Origin of the sequence: Ensifer sp. WSM1721, from assembly GCF_000513895.2 — a bacterium.
Taxonomy (GTDB): Bacteria; Pseudomonadota; Alphaproteobacteria; order Rhizobiales; family Rhizobiaceae; genus Sinorhizobium.
In genome coordinates this window covers 868,831-879,609 of sequence record NZ_CP165783.1, presented here as the reverse complement: position 1 = coordinate 879,609, position 10,779 = coordinate 868,831, and the positions used below count along the sequence as shown (strand labels likewise).

Sequence of the window (10,779 nt, the reverse complement as noted above, 5' to 3'; positions counted from 1 at the left end):
TTTCGAATGAGCACCACTCTTTCAACCTTCCTCGGGCGTTGTCAACCGAGCAGGGAGGAGGAGGGAATAGCTCGCCGACCGATCGGCGCTGCAACCGGAGGCATTCGTTCGAAGGCTTACGTCGGTATCGGCGCGAAGGCGCTCATCGCGCCGCTATAGGGCTTCGCGAGCGGTGAGGCATAGGAGCCCCGCTTGCTGGTTTTAAGCCCCTGCGCCACCAGCGCCTCGGCCTGTTTGACGGCGGCCGAGACGCCGTCGATGACCGGCACGCCATACTCGCGCTGGAGCGACTGGGCGAGGTCGGCCATTCCGGCACAGCCGAGGACGATCGCCTCGGCGCCGTCCTGATCGAGCGCCAGTTCGATCTGGCGTTTCAGCTTGGGGAGGGCCGCGGACGCCTTGTCCTCCAGTTCGAGCACCGGAACATCGGCGGCCCGAACCCTGGCCCGTTCGCCCGCGCCGTAGCGGCGGACTAGGTTCTCGATGAGCACGCGGGAGCGCTCGAGAGTGGTGACGACGGTGAAGCGCTCGGCGAGCAGCCCGGCCGTCATCACCGCGGACTCGCAAAGCCCGAGCACGGGGATGTCGGCGAGCGTGCGTGCCGCGTCGAGCCCGGTGTCGTCGAAACAGGCGATGATCGCGGCATCAGCCCCGGCCGCCTCACCATCACGGATTTCCATAAGCAGGCCGGGCACGGCGATCGCCCCGTCATAGTGCCCCTCGATCGAGGCCGGTCCGCCCTTCGACGTGGCGGCGATGATTTCTGTGCCGTGCCCGGCCACCCGGCGCGCGGCTGCCGCTGCCTTCTCGGTCATCGAGACGGTTGTATTCGGATTGACGATCAGAATGCGCATGAATGTCAGCTTATTCTTGCCTGCCGGCGCCTGAGTACCAGGATGACGGCGAGTGCGATGAGGATGATTGTGAAGGAGAAGAGCGTCGTGACCGTGCCCAGCGCATAGAGCACCGGCGTCGTCACATTGGTGGTCATCGCATAGATTTCGAGCGGCAGCGTATTATAGGTGCCGGACGTCATCAGCGTGCGGGCGAATTCGTCGTAGGAGAGGGTGAAGCCGAAGAGGCCGACGCCGACGAGGCTCGGAGCGATCATCGGCAGCACAACATGGCGGAAAGTCTGCCAGGACGTGGCGCCGAGGTCGCGCGCGGCTTCCTCATAGGCAGGCGAGAAGCGGTTGAAGACGGCGAACATGATCAGCACGCCGAAGGGCAGCGTCCAGGTCAAGTGTGCGCCGAACCCCGAGGAATACCAGGCGGGCTTGAGCCCGAACTGCTGAAAGACGACGCCGATGCCGAGCGAGATGATGATCGAGGGCACGACGAGGCTTGCGACCGTCATGTAGAACAGCGCCGTCGAGCCGCGGAAACGGTAGCGGAAGGCAAGGCCTGCCAGCAGCGCCACGACGACGTTGACGACCGTCACCATCAGTCCGAGCGTGAAGGAGCGGCGGAACGAGGCGCCGAAGTCGCCGACCGCCTGCTTCTCGAAGAGATTGTAGAACCAGCGCAGCGAAACGCCGTTCATGGGAAAAGTGAGGCCGCCATCCGGCCCTTGGAAGGAGAGGATCAGGACGGCCGAGAGCGGGCCGTAGAGGAACAGGACGAAGAGCGCGAAGAAGGCGGTAAGTACGTAGAATTCCTTGGATTGTACTTCGCGATTCATATCAAAGCTCCTTGCGGATATCGACGACCCTGAGGATCGCCGCGACCATCAGAAGGACCACGACCAAGAGCACGACCGCGTTGGCGGCGGCTGCCGGATACTGCAGCAAGGACATCTGGTTCTTCATCATCAGCGCGACGGATGCGCTTTGGCCGCCCGACATGACCTGAACGGTCGAAAAATCAGCCATGACCAGCGTCACGACGAAGATCGAGCCGATCGCCATGCCCGGTTTTGCGAGTGGCAGGATCACGTTCCAGAGGATTTGCCGGCCGCTTGCGCCGCAGTCGCGCGCGGCCTCGATCAGCGAACGGTCGATGCGCATCAGCGTGTTGAAGATCGGCGTCACCATGAAAAGCGTATTGAGATGCACCAGGGCGAGGACCACGGCAAAATCGGAATAGAGCAGCCATTCGATCGGTTCGGGAGTGACGCCGAGCTTGATCAAAGCCGAATTGACGAGGCCGTTGCGGCCGAGAACGGGGATCCAGGAGATCATCCGGATGATGTTCGACGTGAGGAACGGCACGGTGCAGACGAGGAACAGCACCATCTGCATCGTCGTCGTGCGGATGTGGAAGGTGAGGAAATAGGCGACCCAGAAGCCGATCACGAGCGTCAGCGCCCAGGTAAGGACGGTGAACTTCAGCGTGTTGAGATAGGTCTTCCAGGTGACCCAGGAGCCGAGCGTGTCGGTGTAATTCATCGTCAGGAAGTCGGGGTAGAGGCCGGCAAAATCATAGTCCCAGAAGCTGACGACGATGATCATCAGGATCGGCAGGATGAAGAAGAAGCCGAGGATCAGAAGGAGGGGAGTGGCCTGGAGATAGGCGATCAGCCATCGGGGCGCGGCGAGGGAGCGGGGTGCTTTGCCCGCCTTCATTTCTCCCGAGGTTGCGACTGCCGTCATTGTCTATCTTCTCCAAAAGCTTCCTGGCAGCCCCTCATCCGCCTGCCGGCACCTTCTCCCTGTAGGCGGGGAGAAGGGACGCGCGGCGGCCTTCTCGTCCCTCTCAGCCGTCGCGGAAGAGAGGTGCGGGCGCGGCATTCTCGTCCCCTCTCCCCGCGCGCGGGAGAGGGGACGGTGAGGGGCAGCCGACGAAAAGCGACCGCCTACGCAACCGGTTACGCCGCGATGAACTCGTTCCAGCGGCGGACCATGTAGCGGTCTTCGTCCATCACGGAGTTCCAGCAGGCGACCTTGCCCATGCGTTCCTCGAAGGAGCCGCCGTCGCGCACGGCGCCGGCCTTTTCCATGACCTTGCCTTCCGGCGAGAGGATGTCGCCCTTGGCGGGCTTGCCTTCGACCCAGAAGCCCCATTCGTCCTCGGACATGTGGGCCTTCGCGGTTTCCATGGCTGCAGAATAGTAGCCCTGACGGTTGAGGTAGGCGCCGACCCAACCGGAGAGATACCAGTTGATATATTCATAAGCCGCGTCGAGCTGAGCGCCCTGGAGGTGGGCGGCAAGGCCGAGGCCGCCGCCCCAGGCGCGGTAGCCTTCCTTCAGCGGCTGGTACTTGCAGGCGATGCCTTTCGAGCGGACGGCCGCGACGGCCGGCGACCACATGGATTGGATGACGACCTCGCCGGAAGCCATGAGGTTGACGCTCTCGTCGAAGGACTTCCAGAAGGCGCGGAACTGGCCGTCCTGTTTGGCCTTGATGAGAAAGTCGATCGTCTGGTCGATCTCGTCCTTGGTCATGTTGCCCTTGTCGGCATATTTGATGTTGCCCATGGCCTCCATGATCATCGCGGCGTCCATGATGCCGATCGAGGGAATGTTGAGGATCGCCGTCTTGCCCTTGAAGGCCGGGTCCATGATATCGGCCCAGGTGGTGATGTCGCGGCCGACGAGATCCGGGCGGATGCCGAGAGTGTCGGCATTGTAGATGGTCGGGATGAGCGTCATCCACTGCGTCGGCTCCTTGGCGAAGGTCTTGGAGTCCAGTGCATCCACGAAGCCGACCGTATGCGGCGCCGTCCCTTGCGCGACCACGCTATCCGGCTTCAGCTTGCCATTAATGAAGAGCGGCACGATCTTGTCGTAATACTTGATCTTCGAAACATCCATCGGCTGCATGACGCCGGTCGGGAAGACCTTCTTGGCGATCCAGTATTCGATGTCGGCGATGTCGTAGGAGTCCGGTTGGGTGACGGCGCGCTGGGCTGCGGCGTCGGAATCGGTCGCGGTCATTTCCAGCGTGATGCCGAGGTCTTCCTTGCACTTCTCCGCGATCGCATTGATGTTCGAGACGCCGGTGCCGAACTGGCGGAGTGTGATCGGGTTCTGCGCCCAGATGGTCGGGAAGCCGGTGATCGCGCCCGAACCGGCAATGGCGCCGACGGCGGCCGCCCCGGTCTTCAGCAACGAACGCCGCGAGATGCCCTTTCCGGGCGTGGCAGTCTTTGTTTCAGTGGTCATGCTTTCGTTCCCCTTTTGGTGGTGCTTGATCGATTTATTCTTGAACAGACCGGTGGTTAGCCGCTTTTTTCATCCCGCTTCAGGCGGACATGCGGCCGAGAGGGATGACATCCTCCAAGGCCCAACTCAAAGATACGGCGTCGCCGGTCGACACGGGTTTCTTGAAGTATTCGGCGTCCGAGACGACGACGGTGAAGTCGTCACTGCCGGCTCCGAAGACGGTGATCTTCACGGAGGCGCCGCGATATTCGACATTCGAGACCACGCCCTCAAAGCCGAGCGATTTCTCCGACGCGGGGCCGAGTCGCACACGATCTGTACGGATGCCGATATCGATGGGCTTTCCAACCTCCTGCGCGATATCGCGAACCGCGAACGTCTGCCCCTCCGGCACAGTCAGCGTAACGATGCCGTCTTCGATTGTGGTCACGCGGCCGGAAAGCACGTTGTGGTCGCCCATGAAGCGGGCGACGAAGGCGGTCGCCGGCCTTTCGAAGACGGTGCGGGGCGCTGCCGCCTGTTCGATCCGGCCGTTGTTCATGATGACGATGACGTCGGCGAGAGCCATCGCCTCTTCCTGGCTGTGCGTGACATGCACGAAGGTGATGCCGAGCGTCTTCTGCAGCTTCTTGAGTTCCGCGCGCATGCGGATCTTCAGGAAGGGATCGAGCGCTGAGAGCGGCTCGTCGAGGAGCAGCGCCTCGGGATCGGTGATGAGAGCGCGAGCGAGCGCCACGCGCTGCTGCTGCCCGCCGGAAAGCTGTGCTGGACGGCGCGTCGCATAGGCCTCCATCTGCATCAGCTTGAGCATTTCGAGCGCCTTGGCCCGGCGTTCTTGCTTTTCGACGCCCTTCATCTTCAGACTGAAGGCGACATTGTCGACAAGGTCGAGATGGGGAAAGAGCGCGTAGGACTGGAACATCATCGCGGTGCCGCGCTTTGCCGGCGGGAAATCGGTCACGACGACGTTGCCGAGGCGGATATCGCCCGACGAGATGCTTTCATGTCCGGCGATCATGCGCAGCGTCGATGTCTTGCCACAGCCCGAGGGACCGAGAAGGCAGCAATAGCTGCCGGCCGGGATCTTCAGGCTGATGGCGTGAACAGCCGTCGTGGCGCCATAGACCTTTGAAATGGAGGCGATATCGATTTCTGCTGCTTTGGACATGCCCGCTTTCTCCTTGCAGCGGACGAGAAGCATCAAGCATGCCAGTTTGCTAAAAGGCTGATTTCGCGGCTAACTTCGTCGAACGAGCCGGTCCGTTCCGCCCGCAGCCGAAATTGCCTGCACATTTAATAGGCGCTTGTCAGCAAAGAGTGCCTATTATTGTATACAATCTAAGCAGGAGTTGAGCGCAATTAGTAGTTAACTTCGAGCGTGCCGCGCGCTAGAGTGTCGCTACTGTTCGGATTCCCAGCCTCATGACTTCAGCCAATTTCACCGCGGCGGAAAACGCCATCGACTTCGGCGCCCAGCAGATTCGCGACGCGCTGCGCGAGGCGATCGTCGAAAGACGTCTGGCGCCCGGGACGAAGCTTTCCGAAAATGACGTCGGCAGCCTGTTCAATGTCAGCCGCACGCTCGTGCGTGCCGCCCTTCAGGCCTTGGCATATGAAGGGCTCGTCAATGTCGAGAAGAACCGCGGTGCCTTCGTCGCCCATCCTTCCGTCGCCGAGGCGCAGCAAATCTTCGCGACGCGCCGGCTTATCGAACCCAGTGTGATCCGGGATGCGGCGCGCCACATTCAAAAGGCTGAGATCAAGGACCTGCGAGAGCTGCTGGCGCAAGAGGAGCGATTGACGAACCAGCGCGGCGCCACCGCTCGCCGGGCCGAGATCAAGGCGTCGGGCGATTTCCATCTGGCGATCGCCGCGATCACCGGCAATGCCATTCTGAAGCGCTTCATGGACGAACTCATCGCGCGTTCTTCCCTTGTGATCGCGCTCTACGGCCAGTCGGTGATCTCGAGCTGCGGCCACAACGAACATCAGGAAATCGTCGACGCCCTGGAGAAAAAGGACGTCGACAGCGCCTGCGCGCTGATGCTCAAGCATATCGATCACATCGAGGCGGATCTCGACTTGCGAACGACGAAGAAGGGCGGCGATCTCAGGGACGCCCTGCAGTTGTGATGGGGCGCGCAGCGCGCGGGCCTGCTTGATTGGCACTCTCTCGACCGTTGTACCGTCGCATGCCTTGCGGGCAGAGCTTCATCTGTGATATTTCTCACAAAAAATGTTGCGCCGCGTTCGCAAGTCGCTGGTACGGAAAAAACCATGGCCAATCGAAAATCGACACGCATCATCGCATTGGCCGACGCGCTTTCGGCGCGTCGGGTGCTGCATTTGAAAGAGGCGGCGGCGCTGCTCGGCGTATCGGAAATGACGATCCGCCGCGACGTCGCCGACAATCCCGGTCTTTTTGGATATCTCGGCGGCCATATCGTTCCGGCCGCGGAGATCGATGGCGATGCGCCCTATGAGCTCGCGCGCGCGGCCGACAGCCATGCGGCAGCAAAACGGGAGGCTTGCGTCCACGCCGCCAAACACATCCGCCCCGATGAGACGATCTTCATCGATTGCGGTACGACGCTTGAATATCTGGTCGACTTGATACCGGAAAATTACTCAATAACAGCAGCATGTTACTCGCTGAATGCGGCGGAGCGGCTTACACGTAAGCCGAATGTTCGGCTCGTCATGCTCGGTGGCGTCTATCATCCGTCCTCGGCTTCCTTTTCCGGCGGCTCCGGGCTCGATACGCTGGATCAGCTCGGCATCAATGTCGCCTTCCTCTCTGCGGCCGGCGTCGATTCGGCGAGGGGCGCGACCTGCGTTCATTTTCATGAGGTGCCGGTTAAGCAGAAGGCTATCTCGCTGGCGCGCGAGAGCTATCTCGTCGTGGACAAGAGCAAGCTCGGCAGGCTGAAGGCGGCCTTCTTCGCGCCACTCAGCGACTTCCGATCCGTTATTACGGAAGAAGGGGAGGCTGCAACAGCCGCCGGTGCGGTCCCGCTGTCCGGCAAGTTATGATAGTTTGCCTCGGAGCGGGACGCCCGCGCTTGACATGCCGGGTAAAATGATGCGATCGTAACAATATTGATGTGATAAAAATAACAATGCGCCGGTATGGATTGCGGGCGTGCCGCCTTGTGATTCAGGGAGATCGAGGAGAAGTCTGTTGGAAGATCTTGCTCGGAAACGTGTGCTGGCGGTGGAAGAACATCCCGCCGGTGCTGGTCATAACTGGCCGCGCAACGACGGCGTCGAGCTCGACCTTTCCTGGGTGCTCGACCAGCGCGTAAACCTATCTGCCGCCGAGCGGCGCGTCGCGACGCTGCCGGGGCGCAGGACGGTCAAGAAGGATGCGCAGGCCGCCTGGCTGCTGAAAGCGGTGACCTGCATCGATCTCACGACACTCAATGGCGACGACACGGCCGAACGCGTCAAGCGTCTCTGCGCCAAGGCGCGCCAGCCGGTGCGCCAGGATATTCTCGATGCGCTCGGCATGGGTGATCGCGGTATTACGACCGGTGCGGTCTGCGTCTATCATCGCTTCGTTTCGACGGCGGTCGAGGCGCTCAAGGGCTCGGGTATTCCGGTCGCCGCCGTTTCCACCGGCTTTCCTGCCGGCCTCGTGCCGCATGACGTGAAGCTCCGGGAGATCGAAGCCTCGGTTGCCGAAGGGGCGCGGGAGATCGATATCGTCATAACGCGCGAGCATGTGCTGACCGGCAACTGGCAGGCGCTTTATGGCGAGATGCGCGACTTCCGTGCCGCCTGCGGCGACGCGCATGTCAAGGCGATCCTCGCGACCGGCGATCTCAAGACGCTCCGCAACGTCGCGCGCGCCTCGCTCGTCTGCATGATGGCTGGCGCCGACTTCATCAAGACCTCGACCGGCAAGGAGGGGGTGAACGCGACGCTGCTCGTCACCCTCGTCATGCTGAGAATGATCCGCGCCTATGAGGAGCGGACGGGAATGAAGGTCGGCTACAAGCCGGCCGGCGGCATTTCCGCCGCGAAGGACGTGCTCAACTACCAGTTCCTGATGAAGGAAGAGCTCGGGCGGGAATGGCTGGAGCCCGACCTCTTCCGCATCGGGGCATCGAGCCTGCTGGCCGACATCGAACGTCAGCTCGAACATCATGTCAGCGGTGCCTATTCGGCCCTCAACAGACACCCGATAGGATAATTCGATGAGCGTCGCCAAATTCTTCGACGAAATGTCTTACGGTCCCGCGCCCGAAGCCGACACGGAGGCACGCCAGTGGCTCGCGCGCCACAAGAGCAAGTTCGGCCACTTCATCAACGGCACGTTCATCGATTCCGTCTCGGGCAAGACGTTCGACAGCTTCGAGCCGGCAACGGGCGCGCTCCTTGCGAAGATAGCGCTCGGCGGCCGTGACGATGTGAGCGCCGCCGTGGCGGCCGCACGCAAGGCGCAAGGCCCCTGGGCGAAACTGCCTGGCCATGCCCGTGCCCGTCATCTCTACGCGCTCGCCCGCATGATCCAGCGCCATGCCCGCCTGATCGCGGTCGTTGAAGCGCTCGACAACGGCAAGCCGATCCGCGAGACGCGCGACATCGACATCCCGCTTGCTGCCCGCCATTTCTATCATCATGCCGGCTGGGCGCAGCTTCAGGAGACGGAATTTGCCGATCAGGTTCCGGTCGGCGTCGTCGGCCAGGTCATTCCCTGGAACTTTCCGTTCCTGATGCTCGCTTGGAAGATCGCGCCGGCTTTGGCGCTCGGCAATACGGTGATCCTGAAACCCGCCGAGTTCACGCCGCTCACTGCCCTGCTGTTTGCGGAGCTTGCCTCTGCGGCCGGTTTGCCGCCGGGCGTGCTGAACATCGTGACGGGCGAGGGTGAGACGGGGGCGCTGATCGTCGAGCACGAGGATATCGACAAGATCGCCTTCACCGGTTCGACCGAGGTCGGCCGCCTGATCCGCGAGAAGACCGCCGGTTCGGGCAAATCGCTGACGCTGGAGCTCGGCGGCAAGTCGCCTTTCATCGTCTTCGACGACGCCGATATCGACGGGGCGGTCGAGGGCGTCGTGGACGCGATATGGTTCAATCAGGGTCAGGTCTGCTGCGCCGGCTCGCGCTTGCTCGTGCAGGAGGGCGTGGCGCCGCTCTTTCATGAACGGCTGGCGCGGCGCATGGCGACGCTCCGTGTCGGCCATCCGCTCGACAAGGCGATCGACATGGCGGCGATCGTTGCGCCGGTGCAGTTGCAACGCATCCAAGACATGGTGGCCAAGGGTCTGGCCGAAGGCGCGTCGCTGCATCAGCCGAAGATCGAGTTGCCGAAGGGCGGCAGCTTCTATCCACCGACGCTGCTCACCAATGTCCAGCCGACCTCCGTCGTCGCCTCGGAGGAGATTTTCGGGCCGGTGGCCGTTTCCATGACCTTCCGTACGCCGGAGGAGGCGATCCAGCTTGCCAACCATACCCGCTACGGCCTTGCCGCCAGCGTCTGGAGCGAAACGATCGGGCTGGCTCTGCATGTAGCGGCAAAGCTCGCCGCCGGCGTCGTCTGGGTCAACGCCACCAATCTCTTCGACGCCTCGAGCGGCTTCGGCGGGAAACGCGAATCCGGCTTCGGCCGCGAAGGCGGAAAGGAAGGCTGCTACGAATATCTGAAGCCGAAGGCCTGGGTCGGGCGCAAGCTCCGTGCCGAATCTAACGTGCCGGTTCCGAAGCCCGTGGCCGGTGAGTTCGCGACGCCGACACTCGACCGCACCGCCAAGCTCTTCATCGGCGGCAAGCAGGCGCGGCCGGACGGCAACTACTCGCGGCCGGTGCTTTCGCCGAAGGGCAAGGTGATCGGCGAGGTCGGCGAGGGCAATCGCAAGGACATCCGCAACGCCGTCGCCGCCGCACGGGGCGCGTCCGGCTGGTCGTCCGCAACGGCACATAACCGTGCGCAGATCCTCTACTACATCGCCGAGAACTTGAGCGCCCGAGCGCCGGAATTCGCCGATCGCATCGCTGCGATGACCGGGGCCTCGGCCGCCAATGGCAGGACGGAGGTGGACGCCTCGATCGCGCGTCTCTTCAGCTACGGCGCCTGGGCGGACAAATACGAGGGCGTCGTACACCAGCCGCCGTTGCGCGGCGTGGCGCTGGCCATGCCGGAGCCGCAAGGCGTTGTCGGCGTCATCTGCCCGCCGGAAGCGCCGCTGCTTGGGCTTGTCAGTCTTGTCGCGCCGCTCATTGCCGTCGGCAATCGCGTCATCGCCGTTCCAAGCGAACCGCATCCGCTGGCCGCGACCGATTTCGATTCCCTCCTCGAGACCTCCGACGTGCCTGCCGGCGTGATCAATATCGTCACCGGCTCGACGATCGAACTCGCCAAAACGCTCGCCGCCCATAATGACGTTGACGCGCTCTGGGCGTTCGGCTCGCCGGAGCTCTCGACGCTCGTCGAAAAGCTGTCGGTCGGCAATCTGAAGCGCACCTTCGTCGACTACGGCAAGGCCATCGACTGGATGGATCGTTCGGCCGCCGAGGGGCAGGCGTTTCTGCGCCGAGCGGTGGACGTCAAGAACATCTGGATTCCTTACGGCGAGTAGGGATCCGCCCTTTTCGGCCGCGGAGAGAGCCGGAAGAGTGGGGAAAGCGGAGCAGCCCTGTTGACGATCGGCGCCGGAAACGGCCTGATG

At 62.6% G+C, this 10,779-nt stretch carries 9 protein-coding genes; 4 read left to right on the top strand and 5 right to left on the bottom strand.

Features of this window, described 5'->3' with window-relative positions; all coding sequences use genetic code 11:
- Nucleotides 1–116 precede the first annotated feature (116 nt).
- From M728_RS21640 to M728_RS21620, 5 genes are all read right to left on the bottom strand, one after another.
- Nucleotides 117–854, bottom strand: a complete 738-nt coding sequence (locus M728_RS21640; RefSeq protein ID WP_026619695.1) for an aspartate/glutamate racemase family protein — start codon at nt 852–854, stop codon at nt 117–119.
- A gap of 5 nt (nt 855–859) precedes the next feature.
- Complete coding sequence (locus M728_RS21635) at nt 860–1,681, bottom strand: ABC transporter permease (protein WP_026619696.1); 822 nt, start codon at nt 1,679–1,681, stop codon at nt 860–862.
- Between the two features lies 1 nt (nt 1,682).
- Nucleotides 1,683–2,564, bottom strand: coding sequence for an ABC transporter permease (locus tag M728_RS21630; protein ID WP_051440863.1), 882 nt, complete (start codon nt 2,562–2,564; stop codon nt 1,683–1,685).
- A gap of 242 nt (nt 2,565–2,806) precedes the next feature.
- Entirely contained in the window at nt 2,807–4,105 is a 1,299-nt protein-coding gene (locus M728_RS21625; RefSeq protein ID WP_026619698.1) for a PotD/PotF family extracellular solute-binding protein, read from the bottom strand.
- A 79-nt stretch (nt 4,106–4,184) separates the two neighbouring features.
- Nucleotides 4,185–5,273, bottom strand: coding sequence for an ABC transporter ATP-binding protein (locus tag M728_RS21620; RefSeq protein ID WP_026619699.1), 1,089 nt, complete (start codon nt 5,271–5,273; stop codon nt 4,185–4,187).
- Nucleotides 5,274–5,527: 254 nt separating this feature from the next.
- On the opposite strand from M728_RS21620, the gene M728_RS21615 reads away from it, so the two are divergent.
- The 4 genes from M728_RS21615 to M728_RS21600 all read left to right on the top strand — a co-directional run bounded on the left by M728_RS21615 (nt 5,528) and on the right by M728_RS21600 (nt 10,689).
- Nucleotides 5,528–6,238 (top strand): GntR family transcriptional regulator, encoded by a 711-nt coding sequence (locus M728_RS21615; protein WP_026619700.1) that lies wholly within the window; start codon nt 5,528–5,530, stop codon nt 6,236–6,238.
- A 144-nt stretch (nt 6,239–6,382) separates the two neighbouring features.
- Complete coding sequence (locus tag M728_RS21610; protein WP_051440844.1) at nt 6,383–7,138, top strand: DeoR family transcriptional regulator; 756 nt, start codon at nt 6,383–6,385, stop codon at nt 7,136–7,138.
- Nucleotides 7,139–7,286: 148 nt separating this feature from the next.
- Nucleotides 7,287–8,300 (top strand): deoxyribose-phosphate aldolase, encoded by a 1,014-nt coding sequence (gene deoC / locus M728_RS21605; RefSeq protein WP_026619701.1) that lies wholly within the window; start codon nt 7,287–7,289, stop codon nt 8,298–8,300.
- 4 nt (nt 8,301–8,304) lie between these two features.
- Nucleotides 8,305–10,689 (top strand): aldehyde dehydrogenase family protein, encoded by a 2,385-nt coding sequence (locus tag M728_RS21600; RefSeq protein WP_026619702.1) that lies wholly within the window; start codon nt 8,305–8,307, stop codon nt 10,687–10,689.
- Nucleotides 10,690–10,779: the final 90 nt, after the last annotated feature.